Genomic DNA, 25,548 nt, shown 5'->3' with positions numbered 1-25,548 from the left:
CAGCCTCAAGCCCATCGGCGGCATCCCCGGCGACGCCACCGCCGAGCAGATCGACCTCATGGCCGACCTCGCCGAGCGGTTCAGCCACGACGAGCTCCGCGTCACCCACGCCCAGAACATCGTCCTGCCACACGTCCGCCAAGCCGACCTCCACGCGATCTGGACCCAGCTGAGCGCCGCCGGTCTCGCCGAGCCCAACCTGGATCTGATCACCGACATCATCGCCTGCCCCGGCCTCGATTATTGCAGCCTCGCCAACGCCCGCTCGATCCCCGTCGCGCAGAAGATCGCCACCCGCTTCGCCGATCGCGGCCGCCAGGCGGAACTGGGCGAGCTGAAGCTCAAGATCAGCGGCTGCATCAACGCCTGCGGTCACCACCATGCCGGCCACATCGGCATTCTGGGCGTCGACAAGAAGGGCACCGAGAACTACCAGCTCTCGCTCGGCGGCTCCGGCGCGGAGGACGTGTCGCTCGGCAAGATCACCGGCCCCGGCTTTTCCGAGGACGGCGTCGTCGACGCGATCGAGCGCGTCACCGACCACTATCTCGCCGTCCGGACGGAGGGCGAGCGCTTCCTCGACACCTACCGCCGCGTGGGCATGGAGCCGTTCAAGGGAGCTATCTATGGCCAAGCGTGACGTCGTCTTCCCCGCCGGTCGCCAGGACCTGTACGACAAGCACAAATACTCACCCGCCGTGCGGTCGGGCGGCTTTCTCTTCGTCTCCGGCCAGGTCGGCAGCCGCGAGGACGGCTCGCCCGAGCCCGAACTGGAAGCGCAGGTCGCGCTGGCGTTCCGGAACCTGAACGCGATCCTCACCGCCGCGGGCTGCACGTTCGAGGACGTGCAGGATGCCACCTTGTTCATGATCGATCCGGAGAAGGTACTGCCGGTTTACTTCCGGGCGGCACCGCCCGAGTGGCTCGAATCGCCCTATGCTACCCTGACCGCTGTGGGAGTAACCTGGCTCTCGGGCTTCCAGTTCGAGATCAAGGTTATCGCCAAGCTCCCCCCAGAGTCGCGCGGGACATCGGCATGAGCGGCGCGGACGCCGAACAGACCGATATCGGCGGTGAGCCTCTGCTCCGCTTCCGCGACGATGAGCCGCATGACGAGATCAACGTCACGCTCGAGGCCTTCGCCGACGGCCAGACCAACGCCACCGCCGTTCGGCTGGAGGCCGGCGACGACGCCCGCGCGCTCCTCCCCTATCTCGGCCAGCTCGCGCTGATCGAGGTGAGCTTCCCCACCTTCCGCGACGGCCGCGGCTATTCCGCCGCCCGCATCCTGCGCGAGGGCGGCTATACTGGCGAGCTCCGCGCGGCCGGCGACGTGCTCGTCGATCAGCTGCCCTATATGCGTCGTTGCGGCTTCGACAGCTTCGCCCCCGAAGCCGAACTCGACGCCGCCGCCCTGAAGCGCGCGCTGGACCGCTACGACCACCAATACCAGCGCGCCGCCGACAGCGTCGTCCCCGTCTGGAAGCTTCGACACGGCTAGCGGGACGCGCGGCGCTTTCCCTATCCACCGCCCGCCGGTTTCGCAGGCGACGTTCAGGCGCGGGTTGGGCCGGTCTGTCGGAAACATGGATTATTGAAACTCGGGAACACCGCCCGGTGTCCACCGTTCATGCGCCGTGTCCGAGCATCCCGGGCCGATAACGGAGTCCAGTATCATGACCCCCAGCACCAATCACGTATCCGCCGTCTTCGACAGCGAGGCCGAGGCCGACCGCGCGCTCGCCGACCTGCGTGCGTCCGGCGTTCCCGACCGCGCGCTGTCGATCATCGCCAAGCATGAAGGCAAGACCACCGAGACCAGCGGCACCGGCGAGACCAGCAGCGGTCACGGCTCGATCATTCGCGGCCTGCTCGGGGGCGGCGCGCTCGGTGCCGGCCTCGGCGTCGCGGCACTCGCCATTCCCGGCGTCGGTCCGCTGGCGGCGCTCGGCGCCATCGCGGCCTCCGCCGCGCCCGAGGCCGCGATCATCGGCGGCGCGCTCGGTGCGGCCGCCGGCGGCCTGAACGAAATGCTGAACAAGCACGGCGTCTCCAAGGAAGATGCGGGCTATTACACCGACCATATCGGCCGCGGCGGCACCTTCGTCTCGGTCGACGCCAATGTCGACCGGACCGACATGGCGATGGTGGAGCGGATCTTCCGCGACAATGGCGGCCACAATTCGGCCAACGCCCGCAGCACGACGGCTACATCGACCGCATACTGACAACCGTTTTCCCCTCTTCGGGCTTGGCTCGAGGAGGGGACTCGCACACCGGTGCCGCCCTCGAATCGAAGTCGGACGTGCAACGATGACGCCGGTCAAGCCATCGCCCTCCATTGATCCCGTCCATGAAGAAATGGAGGCGATCTTCAGTCGCTTGAAGGACCGACCACGCCCCGCGCTCGACTCGGACGCGGTCACGCCTCGTTCCCGCGCGCGCAAGACCTTTTCCACTCACCGAAAATTGGGCCGGTTTTCAAAGCTGGTCACTGCGCCCGTCATCCTCGGGTGCATGCTGGCGGCGACCTTGGGCGGTGTCCTGGCCTTGGTCGAACGGAGCGACATTTCGGTCACGGACATCGCGGCGCGGCCACCGACGGAACTCGATCGAACCGCAAAAGCGTCGTCGATGTCCAACCGGCCGCCGGTCGTCGCCGCCAAGATCGATCCGACTACCCAGACCGCTTCACGATCGGGAGGAGACACGCTCTCCGCCGACCTAGACACGCTGGAACGATCGACCGCTCAAAACGGCCGGGGTGGCGCGCCCTCACCGACACGATCACCACCTGCCGCCGGACGGAACCCTTCGTCCCCTGAAGGAAGACGGATACCCTCGCCTGCACGTGCTATGGACCTGCCTGTTTCAGAGCGGGGGAGGCACCTGTCGGTTTCTCCCACAGGTGGGACCGGAGAGGCCACGGTCCGCAAGTTCTATGACGCGCTTGGCGCAGGGAACGGTGAGATGGCTTCGGCCCAGGTCATTACGGAGAAGCGGTTAAGCCCTGCCTTTTCACCCGAAGCGATCTCGCGATTCTACGGCGGACTGCCCGAACCGATCCGGCTAACCGAAATACGACCGCTCGCCGCCGGTGCATACCGCGTGAGCTATCGATATTCGGCCGGCAGTCGACGGTGCAACGGCGGGGCGGTCGTACACCTCACCCGTCGGGGCGGGCGCGATTACATCCGCTCGATCCGCGCCCTGGATGGCTGTTGATACGGTGAGACCGAAACCTGGGTCGATCCGGTCGCGGACCAGATCCGCCGCAGCAAACTCATCAGAAAACGCTGTCCTACAAGCGGCCACCCATGTCATTCACACCGCGACTCGGGACAACCGTTTCCCGCGCTCTTTGACATCGTAATTGCGTGACGATCGACCATCGGCGAAACTGAACGAAGAAGCCGGTCATCGGGCTCTGAATCACTCGATCCAGCGCGCTCATACCCGCAACTAGCGTGACCTTCGTTACCTTCGATCATCCGCCGCGCCGTGTAGGACGCGATCTTAGCGACCTTTCGCCCGTTCAGTACCCCACGTAATCCGAGAACCGCGTGAAGGTCGGGTCGAACTTCAGCGTCACCTTGCCCGTCGCGCCGTGCCGCTGCTTGGCCACGATCAGCTCGGCGAGGCCGTACACCCGCTCCATGTCCGACGCCCATTTCGCATGGTCGTCGAACGTCCGCCCGTCGTCACCTTCCGCCGGCCGCTTGGGCTCCTTGGCTGCGACGTAGTAATCCTCGCGGTAGACGAACCACACCATGTCGGCGTCCTGCTCGATCGACCCCGACTCGCGTAGGTCCGATAGCTGCGGCCGCTTGTCCTCGCGCTGCTCGACCGCGCGGCTCAGCTGCGACAGCGCCAGCACGGGCACGTTCAGGTCCTTGGCCAGCGTTTTCAGGCCGCGGCTGATCTCCGATATCTCCTGCACCCGGTTCTCCGCCGACCCCTTCCCGCCGCCCGTCAGCAGCTGAAGGTAGTCGACCACAACCAGCCCGATCTCGTTGTTATGCCGCCGCTGCAGCCGCCGGACGCGCGTATGCAGCGCCCCGATCGACAGCCCGCCCGTGTCATCGATATAAAGTGGCAGGTTTTCCAGCTCCGCCGCCGCAGCCGCCAGCTGCCCGAACTCCGCCTTGGAGATCTTGCCCATGCGCAAGCTTTCGGAACTGATCTTCGACTGCTCCGCGAGGATACGCGTCGCCAGCTGGTCCGCGCTCATCTCGAGCGAAAAGAACGCGACCTTGGCCCCAACGCTGTCGGCGGGCGCGATCCCGTCGCGCTGGTCCTGCATCCACCGCCTGGCCGCGTTGAAGGCGATGTTGGTCGCCAGCGCGGTCTTGCCCATGCCGGGCCGCCCCGCCAGGATCATCAAGTCGGAATGATGCATCCCGCCGATCTTGGCGTTGATGCTGTCCAGCCCCGTCGTCACCCCCGACAGGTTGCCGCCCGAGTTGAGCGCGCGCTCGGCCATCTTGACCGCCATCGTCGTGGCCTGCGCGAACGACTTGACCGCGTTCTCCGCGCCGCCGTCGGCGGACACCTTGAACAGCTCCTCCTCCGCCAGCTCGATCTGCCCGCGCGGGTTGACCTCCTCCGACGTGTCCATCGCCCGGTCGACGAGCGTCCGCCCAACCGTCACCAGCGCGCGGAGCATCGCGAGATCGTAGATCTGCGTCGCGAACTGCCGCGCCCCGATCAACCCCGCGCCCGAACCCGTCAGCCCCGCCAGATACGCCGGCCCGCCCAGCTCCTTCATCCCCGCATCCGCATCGAACATCGGGCGGAGCGTCACCGGCGTCGCCAGCATGTCGTTCGACCGGAGCGTCTTGATCCCGGCGAAGATGCGCCCGTGCAACGGCTCGAAGAAATGCGCAGGCTCCAACCGGTCGAGCAGGTCGTCGGCCAGCCGGTTGTCGATCATCATCGCCCCCAGCATCGCCGCTTCCGCCTCGACGTTGCGGGGCAGCTGTTGCGGCTCAGCAGCGGCGGTGGGGATCGGGAATGCGAGGGTGGCCATTGACCGCGTGTGGCCCAGCGGCCGCACCGCCTCAACCCGCCCTGCGCCGAATGGTGGGGATAAGATTGTGACACTCGGGCGAGCACCGTAAGGCTCAGGCATGGCCGATCCGCGCATCATCGACGTCGCGCTCGACGAGCGCACGATCCTGTGGCGCTCGGCCGACGTCGAGCAGGAACGCCGCATCGCCATCTTCGACCTGATCGAGGGCAACCACTTCGCCCCCGCGCGCGTCCATCCCGACGGCTATGCCGGCCCCTACCGCATCGCGCTGTCGGTGGAGGAAGGCCGCCTCGCCCTGCACATCAAGCGCGAGGACGACACGCTCCTCGAAACGCTGATCCTGGCGATGGGTCGCTTCCGCCGCCCGATCCGCGACTATTTCGCGATCTGCGACAGCTACTACCAGGCGATCCGCGCCTCCACGCCGCAACAGATCGAGACCGTCGACATGGCCAGGCGTGCGCTCCACAACAACGCCGCCGAGCTGTTGCGCGAACGCCTCGCCGGCAAGATCGACGTCGATTTCGACACCGCCCGCCGCCTGTTCACGCTCATCTGCGTGCTCCACATCCGGGGATGACATGACGCTAGCCGCCCCGAACTCCGAACGGCTGATTGCCGCCGCCCGCGCGGCCGCGGCGAACGCCTACGCCCCCTACTCCCGCTTCGCCGTCGGCGCCGCCGTCCTCCTGACCGACGGCGCCATCATCACCGGCGCGAATGTCGAAAACGCCAGCTACGGCCTCTCGCTTTGCGCCGAGACGGTCGCCGTCGCCACCGCGAGCGCGGCCGGCCGCCTCGCCGACGTCGTCGCGATCGGCGTTGTCGGCGGCATGATGGACGCAGCCGGCATAGCGCACGGCACGGAGCCGATCCGTCCCTGCGGCCGTTGCCGCCAAGTGCTGAACGAGGCCGCGCAGGCAGGCGGCCGCGACCTGACGGTATGGTGCGCGGGCCTCGACGGCGACCGGATGGAGGAGCACCGCCTGTCCACCCTCCTCCCCCACGTCTTCGGTCCGGCCGACCTGGGCCTGACGCCGACGCGCGGCTAGCCGGTCACCACGCGCTGTCCGGCTCGCGCTCGCCCCTCAATTCCGCTATCCGGCGCAACGTCGCGGGCGAAGTCTCGGGCGGCAGCATAGCAATCAGGAAGAACGCGGCCTCGATCACCTCGATGCCGTCCTCATGCGGCTGGTCGGCCGTCACGCCCCGGAACAGGTGAACGACATCGCGCTTGCCCTCGGCCCGCGAATGGTAGCGCCCGATCTCGTGCAGATCGCTCACGTAACACCCAACCTCCTCCATCAACTCGCGGCGGGCGGCGGCGCGCGGCGTCTCGCGCCACCCCACTCCGCCTCCGGGCAGCACCCACAACTCGCTCCGCCCATAGCCATTGCGGACCAGCAGCAGCGCGCCCGCCTCGTCGAACACGGCCACCTTTACCCCACGCGTCGGCCAGCGGAGCAGCCGCAAGATCCGGCGTCGGAGGGCATAGGCGACCTGAACCACACGACGCTTCACCGACCGTTCTTTGCGCGCACCCTCGATCCCGGCCGTTCGCGGCCGGAAACGGCGTGGCTTGCCTTCCGACAACGGATCACACCCGCTCCAGCGGAAGGTGGGGCAGGGGCGGCAGATCGATCTCGATCGGGTTGCCGGGTTGGACGGTGCCGCCCGCCAGCACGATCGCCATGATGCCGGCCTTGCGGATCACTTCCCCCTCGGGCGTGCGGTCGAGCACCGCTGCCAGCAGCCCCGGCCGATGCCGCTCGATCTGCGCGCACGGATTGCGCAGCCCCGTCACCACGACGATTGCCGTCGGCCCGAGCCGAAGCCGTGCACCCCTTGGCAGTGCGAGCAGGTCGATGCCGCGCGTCGTGACGTTCTCCCCCAACTCGGCGGGCGCCACCTCGAGTCCCTTGGTCGCCAATTCGTGGAACAGCTCGGCCTGGATCAAGTGCACCTGACGCAGGTTAGGCTGAGTCGGGTCAACCTCGACCCGCGACAGATGCTGTACCGTCACTCCCAGATGCGCATCGCCCTCAACGCCGAGCCTCTCAAGCAAGGTGATCTCGTCAACCGCTCGTTTCGAGAAGCCGTGGACGGGCGACCGCGCCACGCCGTACACCCTGGCAGTCATCCGTCCTTCCGTTCCCCTCGGTCCGCGAGCAATCGACCCGAACGCGGCCGTGGGTCAACGTGCCCTTGCCGCCCGAGCGCGTCCGGGCGAAAGCGGTCGTTAAAGGGAGCGCCGCCGATGTCCGTTCAATCCGACCGCTGGATCCGCGAGCACGCGCTGCGCGACCGCATGATCGAGCCGTTCGTCGAAGGCCAGCGCCGCGACGGCTGCATCAGCTACGGCCTCAGCTCATACGGTTACGACGCCCGCGTCGCCGACGAATTCAAGATCTTCACCAATGTCGATTCGGCGGTGGTCGATCCCAAGGACTTCGTCGCGAACAGCTTCGTCGATCGCAAGACCGACATCTGCACGGTCCCGCCCAACAGCTTCGTGCTCGCCCGCACCGTTGAATATTTCCGCGTACCCCGCGACGTGCTCGTCATCTGCCTGGGCAAGTCGACCTATGCCCGGTGCGGGATCATCGTCAACGTGACGCCGCTCGAGCCCGGCTGGGAAGGCCACGTCACGCTCGAATTCTCGAACACCACGCCGCTGCCCGCCAGGATCTACGCCAACGAGGGCGCGTGCCAGTTCCTGTTCCTGGCCGGAAACGAGCCGTGCGAGGTCAGCTACGCCGACCGTGCGGGCAAATATATGCGCCAGACGGGGGTCACGCCGCCCCGGCTATAAGCATCCAGTACAGCCAAGCCGGGCCACGCCCGGCCTGAGACTAATGTCAGCGCGAAGCGACCGCGACAGTCGAGCCTATCGAAGCTAGCGCGGTAGATGCGACCTGGTGCGAAGTGACGGCACGGCCGGATGGCAGTTCCATCAACGTTGCCGGCTGTGTGAGCACCTTCGAATACAGCGCGTTCGCTTCGGCGGCGCGTCCGGTGCGTAGATATACGGCTGCGAGATTGATCATCAGCTCGGGCCGGTTGGGAAAGATACGACGTTCAGCCACGAGCGTCCGCTCGGCCCTGGCGAAGTCACCCGTGGCAATCGCCCGGTATCCGGTGCGATCCTTCGCGTGGATCGGCGCTGAGAGCGCGACCGGCAGCAACGCCACGGCCGCCGAGACAAGGTGCTTGATCATGGTCAATCTCCTCATAGTTACAGTGTTATTACACCGATATGACAGAGGAGTGACACACACGCAAGTAAATAGGACGAGGTTGGATCTGCTTGGCCCAAGTCCGGATCGGCTGCCACTCAGGTGACCGTCGTTCGACTCCGGCGCTGGAGACATGAGAAGTGAATATCGAGCAGAAGAGTCCCAAGCGCTCGCGAATCTGGGTTGAAGCGAACGAAAAAGGGCGGCCCCCCAAGGACCGCCCTCATCAGCACGCACCGTTTCCGAACGGCTCAGAAGTCGCGGTAATATTGCTCATTGCCGACAAAGCCCAATTTGCTGATGTTCGATCGCTTGATCACCGCCAGAACCTGGTCAACCGTATCATAGCGCGCCTTGGGATCCGGCTGGAACTGAAGTTCCGGTTCGGGAGTGATCGTTGCGGACGTATCGAGGTACTGGCGCAACGTCACCTCGTTCACCGGAACGCCGTTCCAGGCGATCAGCCCGGCGGGATCGATCGTGATCTTGTTCTTTTGCGGGTCGACCGGCGGTTGCTGCTGGTTCGGATCGTTGACCGGCAGGTCGACCTTTACCGCGTGCGTCTGGATGGGAATGGTAATGATGAACATGATGAGGAGCACGAGCAGGACGTCGATCAACGGCGTCATGTTCAACTCCATCATCGGCTGGCCGTCATCGTTACCGCCGCTCATGGCCATTTCAAATACTCCTGACTGGTCTTAGGTGCGGACGACCGCGCCGCCGGGGGGCGGTTCGGAGATGAAGCCTACCTTGGCGAAGCCCGCGCGTTGCATCGTGTAGATCGCGCCGCCGACACACTGCCACGGCACGTTCACGTCGCCGCGGATATGCGCTTCAGGCAATTCAAGCGCCGGATTACCGACGCCGCCCTGCCGCGCGATCTCCGCTTTCAACTTGGCGACGGCGCGGTCCTCGAGCTCCTGGTGGCCCAGACGGCTGGTGTTCCAATAGACGGCGCAGGTGCCGTCGGGCGCGGTCGTGATCGACAGCGACACGTTCTCCGGCTTGGTCTGCGTCGGATCGAAACGCACGGCAGGCAACTTCAAGGGCACCGTCTGGAGCACGACCGGGATCGCGATCAGGAAGATGATCAGGAGCACCAGCATCACGTCGACGAGCGGCGTGGTGTTGATGTCCGACAATGGTTTCTCTTCGGCGCCATCGCCGCCAACACTCATCGCCATCTGCGGTCGTTCCTACTTGCGGCGGTGAACAATCCGGTTCTACCCGCCTGGATCGACGGAGCCGCCACCATGGCGGCCCCGTCCCTTCTCGCTGTCATTTACGAACGGCTCTGAACCGCACCTGTCTGACCCGCATTCGCATTGCCCGTCGCGCCGGTCGCGCCCGGGGTCGGACGCGCCGCGCCCGTGGTGCCCGCGCCGGTGGTCGCACGCACCGAGGGACGCACCGCGCCGTTCGACGCCAGAAAGCCAAGCACGTCGTTCGAGAAGGACGACAGCTCCTCGGCGATGTGCTTGTTGCGGCGCTGGAGCCAGTTGTAGGCGAGCACGGCCGGAACCGCCACGACCAGGCCGAGCGCGGTCATGATCAACGCCTCGCCGACCGGACCCGCGACCGCGTCGATCGACGCCTGGCCGGACGAACCAATCTTGATGAGCGCGCGGTAGATGCCGATCACGGTGCCGAACAGCCCGATGAACGGCGCGGTGGCGCCGACCGTCGCGAGAAAGGCCAAGCCCGAACCGAGCTTGGAGTTGATAGCCGCTTCCGAACGCGCAAGCGAGCCGTGCAGCCAGTCGTGCGCCTCGACCGGATCGGTCAGGCGGGTATGCTGCTCCTGCGCGGAAAGCCCATCGTCGACGAGCTGCTTGTAGGCCGAGTTCTTCTCGAGCTTGGCCGAACCCTCGCGCAGCGAGTTGGACTGCCAGAAGGCCTGCCGGACGCGCTTGGCTTGATTGATGATCTTCTGCTGCTCGAACAGCTTGGAGAACAGGATGTAGAATGACACGACCGACATGATCACCAGGATGCCGAACACGGTCTGCGAAATCAGCCCGCCTTCGCGCAACGCGGCCGATAAGCCGTAGGGGGACTCGCCCGTGGCGGCGGCGGCGCCTCCGGCGGCTAGGATGGTGGTGAGCATCAAGAGATATCCTTTGCGTAATCAGATGGCTGATCGAATTGGAAGAACAGTATCAATCTTCGGGCAAGCGCCACGTAACCGGCAACGTAAACTTGGACGCAATGTTGTTACCGCTGTCGTCCTTGGCCGGGGTGAACCGCACCCGGCTCCGCGCGATGCGGCACGTCGTGCTATCCAGGTCGTTGTTGCCGCTCGAAGACGTGACCGTGCAGTTGCTCACGCGACCGTCGGGGCCGACGTCCAGACTGGCCACGACGCGACCCGAGGCTCCGGCGCGGACGGCCGCAGGCGGATAGGCGTCGTCCGAGAAGAACTGCCCCGCATTGCCCTTCAACCCTGCGCGCTGCGACACGCGCGGCGGAGCCGGTGGAGCAGGCGGCGGTGCCGGCGGGGCGGGCGGGGCGGCGATCACCGTCGGGGTATAGACCGGCGGCGGGATCGGCACCGTCCGGATCGCGATGACCGGCGGATTCGGATTGCGCACGATCGGCGGCGGCGACACCACCGGCGGCGGCTGCAGATCGGGCTGCTCGGGCGGCGGCGGCGGCGGCTCCTCGGGCGGCGGCGGCGGCGGCGGCTCCTCCACGTCGAACGTATTCAGCTTCTCGCTGGCCGCCTTCACATACTTGTATGCGAGACCAGTCACGAGCGCGTAGCCCAGCGCCGCGTGGATGATCGCCACGATAATGAGCGCGACGATCTTGCCCGATGACGCTTTTTGGTCGGCATAGGCCATTCGGCAACGTCACTCCTTGTCCAATATCCGGATCGCGCCGCCATAACGCCGCGCCGGTAAGCGCCGCGCCAGATCGACTTTCCTTGCGCGGTCGCCTCAAGTCCTAACCGGAGCCTAACGACCGTGCAAATGCTTTGTCCGGCCGAGAAAGGTTATTATGGGTAAGTTCGGGATTTGTTTCTGTAACATTCAAGCCGGATCGCCTAGCGGCGCGTGAATGCAGATCATCCTCTCCCCGCTGCGCGCCCTCGCCGGAACGGCCTTGCTCCTGGCCCTGGTCGCGCCCGCCGCCGCGCACCAGGCCGCCCCGACCCTCGCCGCGCCGACCCCCGCCATATCGATCGCGCCCGCGTCGGAGGCGGGCGCGCCGCCCTATGCCGACCTGGCCGACCTGATGCTGGCGAGCCCGGTCGTCGCCGACGCGACCATCCGGTCCGCCGCGCGCATCAAGCCGACCGAAGCGCCCGGCCTCTCGCCCGGAGCCGTCCGCGTCTATGTCCAGGCGGATGCGGACGCGTTGATCCGGGGACCGGCGGGGCTGCCGCCGCGCATCGGCTATCTGCTCGACTTGCCCTTCGACGCACGCGGCCGCATACCTAACCTCAAGAAGCGGCGGGTGCTCGTCTTCGCCCGGCCCGTGCCGGGCGCGCCCGCCCAGCTTCAGCTCGCCGCCAGCGACGGCCAGATCGCCTGGACGCCCGCGACCGAAGTGCGCGTTCGCCGGATCGCCCGCGAGCTGGTCGCGGCCGACGCCCCGCCCGCGATCGCCGGGATCGGTGGGGCGTTCCACGTTCCCGGCGCGCTGCCTGGCGAGGGCGAGACGCAGATCTTCCTGCGCACCGCCGATGCCGAGCCCGTTTCGCTTTCCGTCCTGCGCCGCCCCGGCGAAGCCCCGCGCTACGCGGTCGCCTTGTCCGAGATCGTCGACGAAAGCGCCGGGCCGCCCGCGCGCGACACGCTGCTCTGGTACCGCCTCGCCTGCGGCCTGCCTCGGGCGCTTCCGGACGCCGCGACCGCGCAGTTGAACGAGGTGGACGCTGGCAAGGCGCGCGAGGATTACGCCTTCATCCTCGACCGGTTGGGGCCCTGCACCCGTCAGCGGGCGGCGACCGCCAGCAGCTGACCCGTCACTGACCGCGCGCCTTCCAGGAACCGCGCCGCCGCTTCCACGTCCGCCGGGTCGGCATCGGCCGTCGCCAGCAGCATATTGACCCGCACGCCCGGCGCGCGCTCGACCGCGAGCGGACCGATCGCCGCTCGCGCCTGCGCGGCCGCCGGCGCGTCCAGTCCCGGGTCGAGCGACACCAACACCGACTCCCCGTCCGCCGCGCGAACCAGTGCGGCGATGTCGTCCCCCGATCCCACGCGCACCCGCGTCACGCTCACGGACGGTGCCGCACCAGCGTGATCCCGATCGCCTCGCCCCCCTCGCTGATGGCGAGCTTGACGATCTTGACGGCGACGCGCCGCACGCGCCGATCCTGCAGGAACAGCGTCTCGGCGATATGGTCCGCCACCGCCTCGATCAGCGTGAAATGCACGCCCGGCGGCAAAGCGGCCGTCGCCGCGTGCTTCAGGTCGAGATAATTCTTCGATGCGGATAGCGGGCTGTCGGGTTCGAACCGCCCGGGCGCCTCCAGCTCGACCGTCAGCGAAATTCGTAAGGGCTGCGGAAGATGCGTCTCTTCCGAATAGATGCCGGTCAGGACCGGCACCACCATGTCGTGGACCTCCAGCTCGAGACTATCGTTTAGGGTACCGTTCATGCGGACGCCCTTAGCAGGCGCGCGCGCACGCGCGACCCTTTCCGCCCCGTCACGAGGACTTCAGTTGCAGCATATCCCCCTCGCCCAGATCGACCCGGCCGAAGTCGAACGGCTGCTCGACCGGGCGTTCGGTCCCGACCGGCATACCCGCACCGCCTATAAGGTACGCGGGACCGCGCTCGCGCTGCCCGATCTCAGCTTCGCCGCGGTCGCGGACCGCGTGCTCGTCGGCACGGTGCAATGCTGGCCCGTCGCGCTCCTGGGCGACGACGGCGCGGCCTATCCGTTGGTGATGGTCGGCCCCGTCGCGGTCGATCCCGCCCACCAGCGCGGCGGCATCGGCCGCGCGTTGATGACCCGGGCGCTGACCGCCGCCGGGCTGAGCGGAGCCGACCGTGCGCTGGCCCTTATCGGCGACCCCGAATATTACGGCCGCTTCTTCGGTTTCACCACCGACCGGACCGCGCGCTGGCGGCTGCCCGGCCCCGTCGAACCCCGCCGTCTGCTCGCACGCGGGCCCGCGGTGCCCGACATTCCCGGCATGCTCGGTTCCCGCCCCGCTCTGGACGCGCGCGCCGCCGCGGCCTAACTCCATGCCGATGCCCGATCAGCCCGACCTCCACCAGCTGTCGCTCGCCCAGATCGCGCAGCTCGCCGCCGACGCCAAGCTGCCGCCGGTGGACAAGTGGAACCCGGCGCATTGCGGCCATTCGGGCATGCGCATCGCACGCGACGGCACGTGGTTCCACGACGGCTCGCCGATCGGCCGCGAGGCGATGGTTCGGCTGTTCTCCACGATCCTCCGGCGCGAGCCGGACGGCGGCTACGTCCTCGTCACCCCCGTCGAGAAGCTAGATATCGACGTGGAGGACGCACCTTATCAGGCCGTCGAAATGAGGGCGGAGGGCGAGGGCCGGGACGCCCGGCTCGCCTTCCGGCTCAACACCGGCGAGCTCGTGAACGCGGGCCCCGACCACCCGCTGCGCTTCGCCCCGGATGCGGACGGAGAGGGCCTGCGCCCCTATCTGCTCGTGCGGACCGGGTTGGAGGCGCTCGTCGCCCGCTCGGTCTATTACGAACTTGCCGACCGCGCGATCGCGGACGACGCGGAGGCTCCCGGTGTCTGGAGCGATGGCGTCTTCTTCCCGCTCCCTGCATCCCCAACCCAGGCACCTCCGACCCCGTGACGCTGGCCGAACGGCTGCGCGCGGCGCTCGCCAGGGGTCACGACGGCCTCGATCTAGTGGCCGGCGATCACGCGGACCTCGCCGCCCGCGCGGCCGACACGTTGACCCCGGCGGCCGTGCTAGTCCCGATTACCGACCGCGCCGATCCGGGCGTAATCCTGACGCAGCGCACCGCATCCATGCGCACCCACGCGGGCCAGATCGCCTTTCCCGGCGGCCGCATAGATTCCGGCGACCGGGACGCGGTCGCCGCCGCCCTGCGCGAGGCGGAGGAGGAGATCGGCCTGCCGCCACCGCTCGTCGAGGTCGCCGGGACCGCCGACCGCTACCGCACCGTGACCGGCTTCGACGTGACTCCCGTGATCGGCGTCGTCCCGCCCGATCTGTACCTGCGCCCCGCGGAGGCGGAGGTCGCGGCCGTGTTCGAGGTGCCGCTCGGTTTCCTGCTCGACCGCGCCAACCACCACCGCGCCCATATGGACCGGCTGGGCGAGCGGCGGGATTATTGGGAGATTCGCTGGGGTGAACACCGCATCTGGGGCGCGACCGCCGCGATGATCGTCAACCTCGCCAGGCGGCTGCGATGGAGTTGACCTTGCCCGACGCCCCTTGGCGCGAGCGGGAAGGACTGCGCGAACTCACCGACGTGCTCGGGAGCGGCGATGGCGACGCCCGTTACGTCGGCGGTGCGGTGCGCGACACGCTGCTGGGGCTGCCTGTGTCGGACGTCGATATCGCCACCCGCCTGCCCCCCACCCAGGTGCTCGAACGGCTCGCCGCCGCCGGCGTCCGCGCGGTCCCGACCGGCCTGGCCCACGGCACAGTGACGGCGGTGCTGCCGTCCGGCCCGGTCGAGATCACGACGCTGCGCCGGGACGTGGCGACCGACGGCCGTCACGCGGTCGTCGCCTTTAGCGGCGATTGGCTTGAGGACGCCGCCCGGCGCGACTTTACCATGAACGCGCTCTACGCCGATCCGTCGACCGGGCGCATCTTCGACCATCACCATGGCTACCCCGACATCCTGGCCGGGCGCGTGCGCTTCATCGGCGACCCGTACCGCCGCATCGCAGAGGATCATCTGCGCATCCTACGCTTCTTCCGCTTCCACGCGCGTTTCGGGGAGGAGGTGGACGCGGACGGCCTCGATGCGTGCGCGGCGCGCGCCAACGACCTGATGGCGCTGTCGCGCGAGCGAATCGCCGCCGAGCTCCTCAAACTACTGGTTGCGCGAGGGGCGGTCGCGGTCGCGGGGCTGATGACCGACCACGGCATCCTGCGTGCGGTCCTGCCCGAAATCGCGGCCGACGGGGTCGCCCGGCTCGACCGGCTCGCCGCGGCCGAGGCGGCGGCGTGCGTCGCCCCGGACGCGGTCCGCCGGTTGGCCGCGCTCGTGCCCTCGGAGGCGGCCGACGATGTCGGCGCGCGGTTGAAGCTATCTACCACTGATCGGAAGCGCCTGGTGTCCGCGACCTCGAGCGTCGGCGGCGAAGGTCCGCGCGCCCTGGCCTACCGTATCGGCATCCCCGGCGCGGTCGACCGGCTGCTGCTCGCGGGTTTGCCGCTGGACGATCTGGCCGACTGGGCCGCGCCGCGTCTCCCGCTGTCGGGCGGAACGCTGGTCGCGCGCGGCCTCTCCAAGGGCCCGGATGTCGCGCGCACGCTCCGCGCGCTCGAGACCCGGTGGATCGCCGACGGCTTTCCGACCTCCCTACCCGATGCGCTGATCGATCAGGCGGTGGCGGATGCGATGAACGCGAACGCCGCCTCGGGCGACAGCGGCCGCGCATAGAAGAAGCCCTGTCCCATCTGGCACCCGAGCGCGCCCAGCGTCCGCGCCACGTCACCGTCCTCGACGCCCTCGGCCACCGTCTTCATGCCCAGCGCCTGGGCGAGACCCAGCACCGCGCGCACAAGCGCCACCTTGTCGCGGTCGCCCAGCATCCCCGTCACGAAGCTCCGGTCGATCTTCAGGATGTCGATCGGCAGCTTCTGGAGATGCGCGAGGTTGGAATAACCCGTCCCGAAATCGTCCATGGCGATCGTCGCGCCCAGACGCTTGAGCTCGACCATCAGCCCCGCCGTGCGATCGGGATCGGCGACCAATGCCGACTCGGTCAGCTCCAGCTTCAACCGGCGGCCCTCCAGGCCCGACGCCGCCAGCGCCTCCTCGACCAATTGCGGCACCCGGTCGCGCTGTAACTGGATCGGCGACAGATTGACCGACATCTGGACACCGCAATCGCCGCCCGCCAGCCGGTCCCATACCGCCAGCGTGCGCGTGGCCTCCTCGATCGCCCAGCGCCCCAGCGGCACGATCAGCCCGGACTCCTCGGCAACGGGGATGAATTCGCTCGGCGAAACCGCGCGCCCTTCGTCGTCGGTCCAGCGCGCCAGCGCCTCGAACGACACCGCGCGCCCCGTCGCCAGATCGCAGATCGGCTGATACTCCAACCGAAGCGTCCGGTTCTCGACCGCACGGCGCAGCTGCGTCTCCAACGCGAACTGCCGTCTGGCGGCGGTCAAGGCCTGGCGCTGATAGATCTCGGTGGTCCCGCTGTCCTTGGCTCCTTTGACGGCAAACTGGGCATGGCGGATCAGCTCGTCGCTCCATTCCTCACCCGCATCGGCGCGGTCGGCCCCGAATGCGACGCCGATCGAGCACTCCACGCAGATCCGGTAATCGGACAGTCGGAACGGCGTCGCGAGCGCGCCTTCGATGCGCGCGGCAACATGCTCCGCCTCTATCCGGTCCTCGGTCAGCTCCAGCAACACGCCGAATTCGTCCCCGCCGATGCGGGCCAGCCCGTCGCAAGCGCGCAGTGCCCCCTTGATCCTCCGCGCGACGCTGATGAGCAGCTCGTCGCCGGCCATGCTCCCCAGGCACGCGTTCAAACGCCCGAACCGCTTCAGATCGATCACGAGCACCGCGTGATCGTCGCGTCTTCGTTCGACCCGCTCCAGCATGTCGCCAAAGCCCTCGCGGTTGGGCAGGCCGGTCAGGCTGTCGTTGGTCATCTCGCGCCGGAGGCTACGTTCGGTCCTTTCCTGGGCGGTCTGGTCGACGAAGGTCAGCGTGCACCGGTCCGTCGGCGCCGCATTCAATCGCGCTGCGGTGACACGGAAGTAGCGCGAATAGACGGCGTCGCCGATCGCCCAGTCGAAATCGCGCCGTAACTCGGTCGAGGCGAGGAACAGCGCCACATGCGCATGCAGCGTCCGCGGTAACGCACTTGCGTCTTCGGCACAGGCCAGCCGCGCGCCGCGGAACATCCCGTTGCTCGCCACGATCGTCAACCGACCGCCCTGCTCGACGACATGCGCCACTGGAATCGAGAGCAGCTCCATCGTCCGCTCCATGGAAGCGGGCCGCACCAGATGTGGGGAGGGAAGCCTGGGCGCCATGTGGATCGATCTACGTCCACATCGATTAAGTTCGTCTAAAGCGAGCCGGCCCAAACCGTTACGAGCGTTGGAGAAAGGCCGCCGGCCTTCCGGCCTATTTCCGGTCAGGGCATGAAGCGGTTGTCGCGCGGAAAGCCGTTGGGCGGCATACGTCCCGCCGCGCCGCGCGCCGCGCGCCAGCCGGTCAGGTCGCCCTCCGTCCGCGTGCGCCCGCCCGCTCCGCCCATCGGCCAGGACAGTCCGTCGGCGAAGGTGAACGCGACCGCGTCCGACAGCCCGCCATCGCGGTAACGCTGCAACGGAACACCCACGCCCCGCGCCAACTCGGGCAACTCCGTCAGCGGGAACACCAGCATCCGCCGATTATCGCCGATCGCCGCCACATAATCCGCGCCCGGCGGCACCGGCCGTACTACCTTCAATCCGGCCCCGTCGCGCGGGGTCAGCACCGCCTTGCCCTTGCGCGTTTCCGCGACCGTGTCGGCGGCCGGCACGATGAACCCGCGCCCGTCGCTCGCCACGACCAGCAGCTTCTCCTGCCGGCCTGCGGGCAGGAACGCCAGGACGCCCACATTCCCGTCCAGGTCGATGCCTGCGCGCACCGGCTCGCCGAACCCGCGCCCGCCGGGCAGCTTGTCCGCCGCCAGCGTGTAGAAGCGCCCATTCTCGGCCGCCAGCAGCAGCTTGTCCGTCGTCTGCGCATGGAAGGCGAAGGCGGGGCCGTCGCCTTCCTTGAACTTCAGCGTTTCGGGCGCTGCGAGGTCGCCGTGCCCCCGCATCGCGCGCACCCAGCCGCGCTTGGACAGGATCACCGTGATCGGCTCGCGCTCGATCATCGCCTCAAGCGGTATGTCGCGGGTCGGCGCAGCTTCGGCCACTGTCGTCCGCCGCCGTCCCAGCGCCGTCTCCGGCCCGTACCGGTCGCGGACTTTACCCAGATCGCGCTTTAGTCGCTGCCGCTGCTTCCTGGGATCGGCGAGCAGGGCGGCCAACCCCGCTCCCTCCTTCTCCAGCTTGTCGCGCTCGCGCCGGATCTCCAGTTCCTCCAGCCGCCGCAAGGAACGCAGCCGCATGTTGAGGATCGCCTCGGCCTGCCTGTCGCTGAGCTGAAATTCGGCGATCATCACCGCCTTGGGCTCGTCCTCGGTGCGGATGATCTCGATCACCCGGTCGAGATTGAGGTAAGCGACCAGATACCCGCCCAGCAGCTCGGTCCGGTCGGCAATCTTCTGGAGGCGGTGCTCGCTCCGCCGCACCAGCACCGCGAACTGGTGCTCCACCCATGCCAGAAGCGCGCCGCGCAGCGACATGACGCGCGGCGTGCGCTCCTTGTCGAGCACGTTGAGGTTCAGCGGCACGCGCACCTCAAGATCGCTCAGTCGGAACAGTCCGTCCATCAGCACGCCCACATCGACCGTGCGGCTGCGCGGCTCGATCACGACCCGGATCTCCGCGTCCGATTCGTCGCGCACGTCGGCCAGGATCGGCAGCTTCTTGTCGTTGATCAGCGCCGCGATCTGTTCGATCAGCTTGCCCTTCTGGACGCCGTACGGAATCTCGGACACGATCGCGGTCCATCCCCCGCCCTTCTCCCGCTCGACCGACCAGCGCGCGCGCACCCGGAATGAGCCGCGCCCCGTCGCGTAGGCCTCGGCGATGGCGACCGGCGGATCGACCACCAGCCCGCCCGTCGGGAAATCCGGCCCGGTGACATGGGCCAGGATGGCCGCGTCGTCCGCTTGCGGATCGTCCACCAGCATGATCGCCGCGTCCAGCAGCTCGGCGGCGTTGTGCGGCGGGATGCTCGTCGCCATGCCGACCGCGATCCCCGCCGCGCCGTTGGCCAGCAGGTTGGGGAACATGCCCGGAAACAGCTCGGGCTCCTGCTCCTCGCCGTTGTAGGTCGGCCGAAACGCAGCCGCGTCCTCGTCCAGCCCGTCCATCAGGTCGACCGCGACGGGCGTCAGCCGCGCCTCGGTATAGCGGTAGGCGGCGGCGTTATCGCCGTCGATGTTGCCGAAATTGCCCTGCCCGTCGACGAGCGGATACCTGAGCGCGAAATCCTGCGCGAGCCGGACCATCGCGTCGTACACCGACTGGTCGCCGTGCGGATGGTACTTGCCGATCACGTCGCCGACCACGCGCGCGCATTTCTTGTATCCCGACGCCGGGTCGAGCCGGAGCAGCCGCATCGCCCACAACAACCGCCGATGGACAGGTTTCAGGCCGTCGCGCACGTCGGGCAGCGACCGCGCGGTGATCGTCGACAACGCATAGACCAGGTACCGCTCGGACAGGGCCGTATCGAACGGCGCGTCGAGGATGCCGATGGGCGGCTGGTCGAGGGGATCGATCGTGTCGGTGGCCATGGTCGCGGCGGGCGATAGCAGGAGGAAGCGACGTTCCACAACTGTTCCACTTTTCGCGCTGTCCTACAAGCTTGGACTGTGCCAGCGAGACGCGCATGATAGACTCCGCGTCTTCTTCAATCCGCTTAGCCGATGGAGCTTCCGCCGTACCTCGAATCTTCTGCAAGCAGGCCAGACGGGCGGCGAAAACCGTTCTCAGCGTTACTTTCGTTACCTTCGCCGCGATCGGCGGCCCGGTCGCCGCTGCTCAGGCGCCGCTCCTCACCTGGCCCGATCTCCTGAAACGTCCCCGCCCGGCGCCCGACTCCACGATATCTTACGGCCACGATCCGCTGCAGCGCGTCGACCTCTGGCTCCCCGTCGGCCCCGGTCCGCATCCGGTCGCGGTCATGGTGCATGGCGGCTGCTGGCAGACCAGGATCGCCGACCGGACGATCATGAACTGGATCGCCGCCGATCTGCGGAGCGCGGGCGTGGCGGTGTGGAACATCGACTACCGGGGCGTGGACCGGCCGGGCGGCGGCTATCCCGGCACCTTCGCCGACGCCGCACTAGCGGCCGACGCGCTCCGCGACCACGCCGCCGCCCACAGGCTCGACACGCGGCGCGTCGTCGCGGTCGGCCATTCGGCGGGCGGCCATCTCGCGTTTTGGCTCGCCGCGCGCTCCAGACTTCCGGCCACCAGCCCGCTTCGCACGCCGAATCCGCTCCCCATCGCACGCGTCGTCAGCCTGGGCGGTCTCCCCGATCTGGAAGCGACCGCCGCCGCCCCCGACAACGGCTGCGGAACCAAGGTCGTCGCCAAGCTTACCGGCACCGGCCGCGCCGACCTCTACGCCGACACCTCCATCCCCCGCCTGCTACCCATCGGCGTGCCGCAGCATCTCGTGAACGGCCGCGAGGACCGCATCATCCCGTTCCGCATGGGCACAGGCTACCGCGCCCGCGGCAAGGCGGCGGGCGACCGCGTCACCCTTCACTTGCCCTCCCGCACCGGCCATGTCGAACTTATCGCCCCCGAGAGCGCCGCCTGGGCGCAGGCCAAGCGCCTCATCCTCGACGGCCTGCGCCGATGACCCGCGACGAAGCTCGCGCGCTCGACGACGCCGATCCGCTCGCCGCCATGCGCGACCGCTTCGCGCTACCAAGCGACGTGATCTACCTCGACGGCAATTCGCTCGGCCCGCTTACCCACGCCTCCCGCGCCGCCGTCGCCGACTGCGCGGAGCGGCAATGGGGCGACCGGCTGATCCGCTCCTGGAACGAGGGCTGGATCGACGCGCCCGTCCGCCTCGGGGCCAAGCTCGCCCCGTTGCTCGGCGCGGCCGCGCACGAGGTGATCGTCGGCGACACCACCAGCGCCAACCTGTTCAAGGCGCTCGTCGCCGCGCTCCGACTCGACCCGGCCCGCCGCGTCGTAGTGAGCGAACTCGGCAATTTTCCCACCGACCTCCATATCGCCGAGGGAGCCGTAGCCTGCGTCCCCGGCGCGGAACTCCGCGCCGTCCCCCGCGCCGATCTGGAGGCCGCGCTAGGCGACGATACCGCCGTCCTCATGCTGACCCACGTCCACTACAAGACCGCCGAACGCTTCGACTTGGGGCCATGGACCGCCCGCGCCCACGCGGCCGGCGCGCTGATGCTCTGGGACCTCAGCCACAGCGTAGGCGCGGTCCCGCTCGCGCTCGACGACGCCCACGCCGACCTCGCCGTCGGCTGCACCTACAAGTACTTGAATGGCGGCCCCGGCGCACCCGCGTTCCTCTACGTCGCGGACCGCTGGCAACACCGCCTCGAATCGCCACTATCCGGATGGATGGGCCACGCCGAACCCTTCGCCTTCACCGACCGCTACCGGCCCGCCCCCGGTATGAAGCGCTGGCTCGTCGGCACCCCGCCCATGTTGAGCATGGCCGCGCTCGAACCCGCGCTCGATTTGTGGGCGGAGGTCGACCAAGCCGCCGTCGCGAGCAAGGGCGCCGCCCTGTTCGACATCCTGCTCGCGGCGGGCGAAGCCGCCAGCCTTCCCTGCATCACCCCCACCGATCCCGCCGCACGCGGCAGCCACATCAGCTTCCGCCACCCCCACGCCTACGCGCTCGCCCAAGCCTTGATCGAACGCGGCGTCATCGGCGACTTCCGCGACCCCGACATCCTTCGCTTCGGCCTCACGCCCCTGTACCTGTCGCACGAGGACGCTTGGCGCGCCGGCGAGTTGCTACGGCAGACCGTCGCCGCAGAGCCGTGGCTGGGCCCGCGCTTCGCAACGCGGCTGGCGGTCACGTGATTGCGCCCGTCCCGCCGCGCCTGCATAATGCGCCTCACGCCTAGGAGCCCGCGATGCGCTATTCCACTCAGATCAAGCCCGTCAGTTTCGTCGAGGAGAATGTCGAGAATCTTGCCGACATTCTGGACGGCACCGACGAGCCGCTAATCCTCACCGAAGGCGGCGAGGCTCGGATCGTCGTGCAAAGCGTCAGGGCCTATGAAGAGACGCAGGAGACGATCGCGTTTTTGAAGATACTGTTGATGGGGATGGAGGACGTCCAGGCCGGACGCACGATTCCCGCCGACGAAGCATTCGACAGAGTCCTTCGCGAACTCGCCGACCAGTGAGCGATCCCGCTGAATACAAGGTCGCGTTCACTTCGGCTGCTCGTGGTGATCTCAGGAATATTGCGCGATTCATGGCCGGTGTCCGTGGAGCCGACGATGCGGCGGCGCTGATCCGCTCCATCAACGAACGCGTCATGGCGCTGCGTACCTTTCCGCTTCGCGGCGCGGTTCCGAAAGAGGCGCGCGACATGCAGGACAGGAGCTTTCGTCAGCCCGTCCATCGGCAGCATCGCATCGTCTACGCCGTCACCGCCCAAACCGTGGTGGTGCTGCTTGTCGCCGACGGCCGCCGCGACATGCAGGCACTGCTCAAGGAACGCGGCCTTATCCTCACCCCCGACCCGCCCGCCTGATTGCACCCCCCGCCCCCCTAGCCTATAGGCCCGCCCTCCCGCTTCGGCCCCGCGCCGGCGCGCCTGCCTGTCTAGACCGTGTCGTCCCGGAGGAACCCACCCGCCATGCCCCGTCGCCGCCAGATCTACGAGGGCAAGGCCAAGATCCTGTATGAGGGTCCCGAACCCGGCACGCTGATCCAGTATTTCAAGGACGACGCCACCGCCTTCAATGCCCAGAAGAAGGGCACGATCAACGGCAAGGGCGTGCTCAACAACCGCATCTCCGAGCACGTCTTCACGCTGCTCGACGGGATCGGCGTCCCCACCCACTTCATCCGCCGCCTCAACATGCGCGAGCAGCTGATCCGCCAGGTCGAGATCGTGCCGATCGAGGTGGTCGTGCGCAACATCGCCGCCGGTTCGATCTCCAAGCGGCTGGGGATCGAGGAGGGGACCAAGCTCCCCCGCACCATCATCGAATATTACCTCAAGGACGACGCGCTCGGCGATCCCATGATCACCGACGAGCACATCGCCGCCTTCGGGTGGGCCAGCCAGGAGGAGATGCACGACATCGCCGACCTCGCCATCCGCGTGAACGACTTCATGTCGGGGCTGTTCGCTGGCGTCGGGATCAAGCTGGTCGACTTCAAGCTCGAGTTCGGCCGCATCTGGGACAACGACTACGCCCGCATCATCCTTGCGGACGAGATCAGCCCGGATGGCTGCCGCCTGTGGGACACGGAGACGAACGAAAAGCTCGACAAGGATCGCTTTCGCCAGGACATGGGCGGCGAGGTCGAGGCCTATCAGGAGGTCGCGCGCCGCCTGGGCCTCCTGCCGGAGGGTGTGGACAACCCCGTGCTCGACCTCGACAGCCACCGCAAGCGCCGGGGCAAATAGGCTCGTCTCTCATCAACGTAGGCCTGACGGAGGACGCCGCCGATGAACATCCGTATCTTCGTGACGCTCAAGCCCGGTGTGCTCGATCCCCAGGGCCGCGCGATCGGCCACGCGCTGGGCTCGCTAGGCTTCACGGGCGTCGGCGAGGTCCGCGCAGGCAAGCTCATCGAGATGGAGGTCGCCGACGGCACCGATGACGCGACGCTCGACGGTATGTGCCGCCAACTCCTCGCCAATACCGTGATCGAGAACTACCGGATCGAGCGCGCATGAAGACGGCGGTCATCGTCTTCCCCGGCTCCAACTGCGACCGCGACCTCGCCGTTGCGCTTGAGCAGGTGACCGGCACCAAGCCGGCGATGGTGTGGCATACCGAGACGACGCTTCCGGACGGCGTCGGAGTGATCGCGGTTCCCGGCGGCTTCTCCTATGGCGACTATCTCCGGGTCGGCGCGATCTCGGCACGCTCAACCGTCATGCGAGCGGTCACGGACGCAGCGGAGCGCGGCGTCCCAGTGCTCGGCGTCTGCAACGGTTTCCAGGTGCTGACCGAAGCCGGCCTCCTCCCGGGCGCGCTGATGCGCAACGCCGAGCTCAATTTCGTCTGCCGCGACGTGGCGCTGGACGTCGGCGATGCCCGTTCACCCTTTACCAGCGGCTACACCTCCGGCGAGCGCGTAACCTTCCCGGTCGCGCATCACGACGGTGCCTACTTCGCCGATGACGACACGCTCGACCGGCTGGAGGGTGAGGGCCGCGTAGCCTTCCGCTACGCCGCCCCCGTCAACGGCTCGGCGCGCGGTATAGCGGGCATCGTGAACGACCGCGGCAACGTGCTCGGCCTCATGCCCCATCCCGAGCGCTGCGTGGAACCCGCCCACGGCGGCACCGACGGCCGCCGCCTGTTCGAGGGCTTGCTTGAGGCGGCATACTAAGCCCGTACCCGGAACGGCGTGAAGTCCGTACCCTCGTCGAACAGGTCCACCCCCTCCGCCCGCTTCAGCCAGCCCACCACCGCATAGGTTACCGGCGTCAGCAGCACCTCCCAACCTACTTTCAGCGCCCATTGCGTGAACAGCACCGTCACGACCAGGCCGGTCGTCCACCCCTCCGCGCCCAGGAAGGCGAGCGGGTAGAACAGCAGGCTGTCCACGCCCTGCCCCACGACCGTCGAACCGATCGTCCGCGCCCACAGATGCCGCCCACCGGTCCACACCTTCATACGCGCGAGCACGTAGGCGTTGACGAACTCGCCCGCCCAGAATGCGACCATGCTCGCGCCCACAATGCGCGGCACCTGCCCGAACACCGTCTCGTATGCCGCCTGGTTGGTCCAACCGGGCGCGGGGGGCAGCGCGACGACGACCCACGACATGAACGCCATGAAGCCCGTCGCCGCGAACCCGACCCAGATCACCCGCCGTGTCCGAGCGTAGCCATACACCTCGGTCAGCACGTCGCCGATGATGTAGCTGAGCGGAAAGAACAGGATGCCCGCCCCGAACGGCCAGTCGCCGATGCCGGGCAGCCGCACCTGCGCGACTTTACCCGCCCCCAACACGTTCGACAGCAGCAGGATCGCCACGAATGCCGCCATGACCAGGTCGAAATGGCGGAACGCACGCGGCGCGGCGGCGCGGGCCGAAGTAGGCTCGTCGAGATTAGTCATGGCCGACATTCATGCGGATGGTTTCCCGCCTGTGCAATCCACGCTATTCCAGCGGCGGTGCGCGCCCGTAGCTCAGATGGATAGAGCACGAGCCTTCTAAGCTTGTGGTCGCTGGTTCGACTCCAGCCGGGCGCGCCAACGGCTGCATTCCACCCGGGCCACGCTGCGTCCTTTACTTTCGTGA

At 68.0% G+C, this 25,548-nt stretch carries 32 protein-coding genes, 1 tRNA gene and 1 pseudogene; 21 read left to right on the top strand and 13 right to left on the bottom strand.

Going from position 1 to position 25,548, the window contains the following annotated elements:
- From ACFE7F_RS11755 to ACFE7F_RS11735, 5 genes and pseudogenes are all read left to right on the top strand, one after another.
- A pseudogene (locus ACFE7F_RS11755) lies at positions 1-640 on the top strand (nitrite/sulfite reductase); the annotation flags it as partial.
- Entirely contained in the window at positions 627-1,040 is a 414-nt protein-coding gene (locus tag ACFE7F_RS11750; RefSeq protein WP_375404038.1) for a RidA family protein, read from the top strand. The pseudogene ACFE7F_RS11755 and the gene ACFE7F_RS11750, both read left to right, overlap by 14 nt.
- Complete coding sequence (locus tag ACFE7F_RS11745; RefSeq protein ID WP_375404037.1) at positions 1,037-1,501, top strand: DUF934 domain-containing protein; 465 nt, start codon at positions 1,037-1,039, stop codon at positions 1,499-1,501. Before ACFE7F_RS11750 ends, ACFE7F_RS11745 begins: the two co-directional genes overlap by 4 nt.
- Positions 1,502-1,676: 175 nt before the next feature.
- Positions 1,677-2,228: a hypothetical protein gene (locus tag ACFE7F_RS11740; protein ID WP_375404036.1), complete on the top strand. Its 552-nt coding sequence runs from the start codon at positions 1,677-1,679 to the stop codon at positions 2,226-2,228.
- Between the two features lie 85 nt (positions 2,229-2,313).
- Complete coding sequence (locus ACFE7F_RS11735) at positions 2,314-3,225, top strand: hypothetical protein (protein WP_375404035.1); 912 nt, start codon at positions 2,314-2,316, stop codon at positions 3,223-3,225.
- A 310-nt stretch (positions 3,226-3,535) separates the two neighbouring features.
- Here ACFE7F_RS11735 and ACFE7F_RS11730 read toward each other — a convergent pair whose 3' ends face one another.
- Positions 3,536-5,029 carry a replicative DNA helicase gene (locus ACFE7F_RS11730; protein WP_375404034.1) on the bottom strand — a complete coding sequence of 498 codons (1,494 nt, stop codon included), beginning with the start codon at positions 5,027-5,029 and terminating at the stop codon, positions 3,536-3,538.
- A gap of 100 nt (positions 5,030-5,129) precedes the next feature.
- Here ACFE7F_RS11730 and ACFE7F_RS11725 point away from each other — a divergent pair, with 100 nt between their 5' ends.
- Together ACFE7F_RS11725 and ACFE7F_RS11720 are read left to right on the top strand one after the other, a co-directional pair.
- The gene (locus ACFE7F_RS11725; RefSeq protein ID WP_375404033.1) at positions 5,130-5,612 is read left to right on the top strand and encodes a UPF0262 family protein; all 483 of its coding nucleotides are present in this window, start codon (positions 5,130-5,132) and stop codon (positions 5,610-5,612) included.
- 1 nt (position 5,613) lies between these two features.
- Positions 5,614-6,084 carry a cytidine deaminase gene (locus ACFE7F_RS11720; RefSeq protein WP_375404032.1) on the top strand — a complete coding sequence of 157 codons (471 nt, stop codon included), beginning with the start codon at positions 5,614-5,616 and terminating at the stop codon, positions 6,082-6,084.
- 4 nt (positions 6,085-6,088) lie between these two features.
- Here the strand turns inward: ACFE7F_RS11720 and ACFE7F_RS11715 are convergent, their stop codons facing one another.
- Together ACFE7F_RS11715 and ACFE7F_RS11710 are read right to left on the bottom strand one after the other, a co-directional pair.
- Positions 6,089-6,553 carry an NUDIX domain-containing protein gene (locus tag ACFE7F_RS11715; protein WP_375404031.1) on the bottom strand — a complete coding sequence of 155 codons (465 nt, stop codon included), beginning with the start codon at positions 6,551-6,553 and terminating at the stop codon, positions 6,089-6,091.
- Positions 6,554-6,629: 76 nt separating this feature from the next.
- Complete coding sequence (locus tag ACFE7F_RS11710) at positions 6,630-7,172, bottom strand: MOSC domain-containing protein (protein WP_375404030.1); 543 nt, start codon at positions 7,170-7,172, stop codon at positions 6,630-6,632.
- A gap of 117 nt (positions 7,173-7,289) precedes the next feature.
- Here ACFE7F_RS11710 and dcd point away from each other — a divergent pair, with 117 nt between their 5' ends.
- The gene (gene dcd / locus ACFE7F_RS11705) at positions 7,290-7,844 is read left to right on the top strand and encodes a dCTP deaminase (RefSeq protein ID WP_375404029.1); all 555 of its coding nucleotides are present in this window, start codon (positions 7,290-7,292) and stop codon (positions 7,842-7,844) included.
- A 46-nt stretch (positions 7,845-7,890) separates the two neighbouring features.
- Here the strand turns inward: dcd and ACFE7F_RS11700 are convergent, their stop codons facing one another.
- From ACFE7F_RS11700 to ACFE7F_RS11680, 5 genes are all read right to left on the bottom strand, one after another.
- Positions 7,891-8,250 carry a tetratricopeptide repeat protein gene (locus ACFE7F_RS11700; protein ID WP_375404028.1) on the bottom strand — a complete coding sequence of 120 codons (360 nt, stop codon included), beginning with the start codon at positions 8,248-8,250 and terminating at the stop codon, positions 7,891-7,893.
- 269 nt (positions 8,251-8,519) lie between these two features.
- Positions 8,520-8,948, bottom strand: coding sequence for an ExbD/TolR family protein (locus ACFE7F_RS11695; protein ID WP_375404027.1), 429 nt, complete (start codon positions 8,946-8,948; stop codon positions 8,520-8,522).
- A 21-nt stretch (positions 8,949-8,969) separates the two neighbouring features.
- Positions 8,970-9,455: an ExbD/TolR family protein gene (locus ACFE7F_RS11690; RefSeq protein WP_375404026.1), complete on the bottom strand. Its 486-nt coding sequence runs from the start codon at positions 9,453-9,455 to the stop codon at positions 8,970-8,972.
- Positions 9,456-9,553: 98 nt separating this feature from the next.
- A complete protein-coding gene (locus ACFE7F_RS11685; RefSeq protein WP_375404025.1) occupies positions 9,554-10,378 on the bottom strand; it encodes a MotA/TolQ/ExbB proton channel family protein in 825 nt (274 codons plus the stop codon).
- A 52-nt stretch (positions 10,379-10,430) separates the two neighbouring features.
- Positions 10,431-11,114: an energy transducer TonB gene (locus tag ACFE7F_RS11680; RefSeq protein WP_375404024.1), complete on the bottom strand. Its 684-nt coding sequence runs from the start codon at positions 11,112-11,114 to the stop codon at positions 10,431-10,433.
- A 217-nt stretch (positions 11,115-11,331) separates the two neighbouring features.
- Between ACFE7F_RS11680 and ACFE7F_RS11675 the strand changes: the two genes are divergently transcribed.
- Positions 11,332-12,237 (top strand): hypothetical protein, encoded by a 906-nt coding sequence (locus ACFE7F_RS11675; RefSeq protein WP_375404023.1) that lies wholly within the window; start codon positions 11,332-11,334, stop codon positions 12,235-12,237.
- Here the strand turns inward: ACFE7F_RS11675 and ACFE7F_RS11670 are convergent.
- Together ACFE7F_RS11670 and ACFE7F_RS11665 are read right to left on the bottom strand one after the other, a co-directional pair.
- Positions 12,210-12,500, bottom strand: coding sequence for a Rossmann fold domain-containing protein (locus ACFE7F_RS11670; protein ID WP_375404022.1), 291 nt, complete (start codon positions 12,498-12,500; stop codon positions 12,210-12,212). The genes ACFE7F_RS11675 and ACFE7F_RS11670 overlap by 28 nt on opposite strands.
- Positions 12,497-12,880 carry a dihydroneopterin aldolase gene (locus ACFE7F_RS11665; protein ID WP_375404021.1) on the bottom strand — a complete coding sequence of 128 codons (384 nt, stop codon included), beginning with the start codon at positions 12,878-12,880 and terminating at the stop codon, positions 12,497-12,499. The genes ACFE7F_RS11670 and ACFE7F_RS11665 overlap by 4 nt, the downstream gene beginning before the upstream one ends.
- Positions 12,881-12,944: 64 nt before the next feature.
- On the opposite strand from ACFE7F_RS11665, the gene ACFE7F_RS11660 reads away from it, so the two are divergent.
- From ACFE7F_RS11660 to ACFE7F_RS11645, 4 genes are read left to right on the top strand one after another with little or no spacing between them, the layout of a single operon-like run.
- On the top strand, positions 12,945-13,469 hold the full coding sequence (locus ACFE7F_RS11660; RefSeq protein WP_375404020.1) for a GNAT family N-acetyltransferase: 525 nt from the start codon (positions 12,945-12,947) through the stop codon (positions 13,467-13,469).
- Between the two features lie 4 nt (positions 13,470-13,473).
- The gene (locus tag ACFE7F_RS11655; protein WP_375404019.1) at positions 13,474-14,067 is read left to right on the top strand and encodes a DUF1285 domain-containing protein; all 594 of its coding nucleotides are present in this window, start codon (positions 13,474-13,476) and stop codon (positions 14,065-14,067) included.
- Positions 14,064-14,660 (top strand): CoA pyrophosphatase, encoded by a 597-nt coding sequence (locus ACFE7F_RS11650; RefSeq protein WP_375404018.1) that lies wholly within the window; start codon positions 14,064-14,066, stop codon positions 14,658-14,660. Before ACFE7F_RS11655 ends, ACFE7F_RS11650 begins: the two co-directional genes overlap by 4 nt.
- Positions 14,651-15,859 carry a CCA tRNA nucleotidyltransferase gene (locus ACFE7F_RS11645; protein WP_375404017.1) on the top strand — a complete coding sequence of 403 codons (1,209 nt, stop codon included), beginning with the start codon at positions 14,651-14,653 and terminating at the stop codon, positions 15,857-15,859. Before ACFE7F_RS11650 ends, ACFE7F_RS11645 begins: the two co-directional genes overlap by 10 nt.
- On the opposite strand, the gene ACFE7F_RS11640 is transcribed toward ACFE7F_RS11645, so the two are convergent.
- A complete protein-coding gene (locus ACFE7F_RS11640) occupies positions 15,799-17,415 on the bottom strand; it encodes a putative bifunctional diguanylate cyclase/phosphodiesterase (RefSeq protein WP_375404016.1) in 1,617 nt (538 codons plus the stop codon). The genes ACFE7F_RS11645 and ACFE7F_RS11640 overlap by 61 nt on opposite strands.
- 161 nt (positions 17,416-17,576) lie before the next feature.
- Entirely contained in the window at positions 17,577-19,841 is a 2,265-nt protein-coding gene (gene parC / locus ACFE7F_RS11635) for a DNA topoisomerase IV subunit A (protein WP_375404039.1), read from the bottom strand.
- Between the two features lie 95 nt (positions 19,842-19,936).
- On the opposite strand from parC, the gene ACFE7F_RS11630 reads away from it, so the two are divergent.
- The 7 genes from ACFE7F_RS11630 to purQ all read left to right on the top strand — a co-directional run bounded on the left by ACFE7F_RS11630 (position 19,937) and on the right by purQ (position 24,630).
- Positions 19,937-20,917 (top strand): alpha/beta hydrolase, encoded by a 981-nt coding sequence (locus ACFE7F_RS11630; RefSeq protein WP_375404015.1) that lies wholly within the window; start codon positions 19,937-19,939, stop codon positions 20,915-20,917.
- Positions 20,914-22,128 carry a kynureninase gene (kynU, locus tag ACFE7F_RS11625; protein ID WP_375404014.1) on the top strand — a complete coding sequence of 405 codons (1,215 nt, stop codon included), beginning with the start codon at positions 20,914-20,916 and terminating at the stop codon, positions 22,126-22,128. Before ACFE7F_RS11630 ends, kynU begins: the two co-directional genes overlap by 4 nt.
- Positions 22,129-22,181: 53 nt before the next feature.
- Positions 22,182-22,457 carry a type II toxin-antitoxin system Phd/YefM family antitoxin gene (locus tag ACFE7F_RS11620; protein ID WP_375404013.1) on the top strand — a complete coding sequence of 92 codons (276 nt, stop codon included), beginning with the start codon at positions 22,182-22,184 and terminating at the stop codon, positions 22,455-22,457.
- The gene (locus ACFE7F_RS11615) at positions 22,454-22,810 is read left to right on the top strand and encodes a type II toxin-antitoxin system RelE/ParE family toxin (RefSeq protein ID WP_375404012.1); all 357 of its coding nucleotides are present in this window, start codon (positions 22,454-22,456) and stop codon (positions 22,808-22,810) included. The genes ACFE7F_RS11620 and ACFE7F_RS11615 overlap by 4 nt, the downstream gene beginning before the upstream one ends.
- Positions 22,811-22,915: 105 nt before the next feature.
- Positions 22,916-23,695, top strand: a complete 780-nt coding sequence (gene purC / locus ACFE7F_RS11610) for a phosphoribosylaminoimidazolesuccinocarboxamide synthase (protein ID WP_375404011.1) — start codon at positions 22,916-22,918, stop codon at positions 23,693-23,695.
- A 42-nt stretch (positions 23,696-23,737) separates the two neighbouring features.
- The gene (gene purS / locus ACFE7F_RS11605; RefSeq protein ID WP_375404010.1) at positions 23,738-23,968 is read left to right on the top strand and encodes a phosphoribosylformylglycinamidine synthase subunit PurS; all 231 of its coding nucleotides are present in this window, start codon (positions 23,738-23,740) and stop codon (positions 23,966-23,968) included.
- Positions 23,965-24,630: a phosphoribosylformylglycinamidine synthase subunit PurQ gene (gene purQ, locus ACFE7F_RS11600; RefSeq protein ID WP_375404009.1), complete on the top strand. Its 666-nt coding sequence runs from the start codon at positions 23,965-23,967 to the stop codon at positions 24,628-24,630. Before purS ends, purQ begins: the two co-directional genes overlap by 4 nt.
- Here the strand turns inward: purQ and ACFE7F_RS11595 are convergent.
- Positions 24,627-25,364: a queuosine precursor transporter gene (locus ACFE7F_RS11595; RefSeq protein ID WP_375404008.1), complete on the bottom strand. Its 738-nt coding sequence runs from the start codon at positions 25,362-25,364 to the stop codon at positions 24,627-24,629. The genes purQ and ACFE7F_RS11595 overlap by 4 nt on opposite strands.
- Before the next feature lie 61 nt (positions 25,365-25,425).
- Here ACFE7F_RS11595 and ACFE7F_RS11590 point away from each other — a divergent pair.
- A tRNA-Arg gene (locus ACFE7F_RS11590) sits at positions 25,426-25,502 on the top strand.
- Positions 25,503-25,548: the final 46 nt, after the last annotated feature.

Origin of the sequence: uncultured Sphingomonas sp. (assembly GCF_964235535.1) — a bacterium.
In the GTDB taxonomy this organism is placed as follows: Bacteria; Pseudomonadota; Alphaproteobacteria; order Sphingomonadales; family Sphingomonadaceae; genus Sphingomonas.
Note: the sequence above shows the minus strand (reverse complement) of the source record. Positions and strands in the feature narration are given on the sequence as shown.

Excerpts from the sequence above, each read along its gene's own strand:
- ACFE7F_RS11740 (WP_375404036.1), top strand. The coding sequence starts at position 1,677 with ATGACCCCCAGCACCAATCACGTATCCGCCGTCTTCGACAGCGAGGCC.
- ACFE7F_RS11730 (WP_375404034.1), bottom strand. The coding sequence starts at position 5,029 with ATGGCCACCCTCGCATTCCCGATCCCCACCGCCGCTGCTGAGCCGCAA.
- kynU (WP_375404014.1), top strand. The coding sequence starts at position 20,914 with ATGACCCGCGACGAAGCTCGCGCGCTCGACGACGCCGATCCGCTCGCC.
- ACFE7F_RS11735 (WP_375404035.1), top strand. The coding sequence starts at position 2,314 with ATGACGCCGGTCAAGCCATCGCCCTCCATTGATCCCGTCCATGAAGAA.
- ACFE7F_RS11630 (WP_375404015.1), top strand. The coding sequence starts at position 19,937 with ATGATAGACTCCGCGTCTTCTTCAATCCGCTTAGCCGATGGAGCTTCC.
- purS (WP_375404010.1), top strand. The coding sequence starts at position 23,738 with ATGAACATCCGTATCTTCGTGACGCTCAAGCCCGGTGTGCTCGATCCC.
- ACFE7F_RS11685 (WP_375404025.1), bottom strand. The coding sequence starts at position 10,378 with ATGCTCACCACCATCCTAGCCGCCGGAGGCGCCGCCGCCGCCACGGGC.
- ACFE7F_RS11690 (WP_375404026.1), bottom strand. The coding sequence starts at position 9,455 with ATGGCGATGAGTGTTGGCGGCGATGGCGCCGAAGAGAAACCATTGTCG.
- ACFE7F_RS11640 (WP_375404016.1), bottom strand. The coding sequence starts at position 17,415 with ATGGAGCTGCTCTCGATTCCAGTGGCGCATGTCGTCGAGCAGGGCGGT.
- ACFE7F_RS11595 (WP_375404008.1), bottom strand. The coding sequence starts at position 25,364 with ATGACTAATCTCGACGAGCCTACTTCGGCCCGCGCCGCCGCGCCGCGT.
- dcd (WP_375404029.1), top strand. The coding sequence starts at position 7,290 with ATGTCCGTTCAATCCGACCGCTGGATCCGCGAGCACGCGCTGCGCGAC.
- ACFE7F_RS11675 (WP_375404023.1), top strand. The coding sequence starts at position 11,332 with ATGCAGATCATCCTCTCCCCGCTGCGCGCCCTCGCCGGAACGGCCTTG.
- purC (WP_375404011.1), top strand. The coding sequence starts at position 22,916 with ATGCCCCGTCGCCGCCAGATCTACGAGGGCAAGGCCAAGATCCTGTAT.
- ACFE7F_RS11645 (WP_375404017.1), top strand. The coding sequence starts at position 14,651 with ATGGAGTTGACCTTGCCCGACGCCCCTTGGCGCGAGCGGGAAGGACTG.
- ACFE7F_RS11695 (WP_375404027.1), bottom strand. The coding sequence starts at position 8,948 with ATGGCCATGAGCGGCGGTAACGATGACGGCCAGCCGATGATGGAGTTG.
- purQ (WP_375404009.1), top strand. The coding sequence starts at position 23,965 with ATGAAGACGGCGGTCATCGTCTTCCCCGGCTCCAACTGCGACCGCGAC.
- ACFE7F_RS11725 (WP_375404033.1), top strand. The coding sequence starts at position 5,130 with ATGGCCGATCCGCGCATCATCGACGTCGCGCTCGACGAGCGCACGATC.
- ACFE7F_RS11655 (WP_375404019.1), top strand. The coding sequence starts at position 13,474 with ATGCCGATGCCCGATCAGCCCGACCTCCACCAGCTGTCGCTCGCCCAG.
- ACFE7F_RS11745 (WP_375404037.1), top strand. The coding sequence starts at position 1,037 with ATGAGCGGCGCGGACGCCGAACAGACCGATATCGGCGGTGAGCCTCTG.
- ACFE7F_RS11720 (WP_375404032.1), top strand. The coding sequence starts at position 5,614 with ATGACGCTAGCCGCCCCGAACTCCGAACGGCTGATTGCCGCCGCCCGC.
- ACFE7F_RS11680 (WP_375404024.1), bottom strand. The coding sequence starts at position 11,114 with ATGGCCTATGCCGACCAAAAAGCGTCATCGGGCAAGATCGTCGCGCTC.
- ACFE7F_RS11700 (WP_375404028.1), bottom strand. The coding sequence starts at position 8,250 with ATGATCAAGCACCTTGTCTCGGCGGCCGTGGCGTTGCTGCCGGTCGCG.
- ACFE7F_RS11710 (WP_375404030.1), bottom strand. The coding sequence starts at position 7,172 with ATGACTGCCAGGGTGTACGGCGTGGCGCGGTCGCCCGTCCACGGCTTC.
- ACFE7F_RS11620 (WP_375404013.1), top strand. The coding sequence starts at position 22,182 with ATGCGCTATTCCACTCAGATCAAGCCCGTCAGTTTCGTCGAGGAGAAT.
- ACFE7F_RS11665 (WP_375404021.1), bottom strand. The coding sequence starts at position 12,880 with ATGAACGGTACCCTAAACGATAGTCTCGAGCTGGAGGTCCACGACATG.
- parC (WP_375404039.1), bottom strand. The coding sequence starts at position 19,841 with ATGGCCACCGACACGATCGATCCCCTCGACCAGCCGCCCATCGGCATC.
- ACFE7F_RS11750 (WP_375404038.1), top strand. The coding sequence starts at position 627 with ATGGCCAAGCGTGACGTCGTCTTCCCCGCCGGTCGCCAGGACCTGTAC.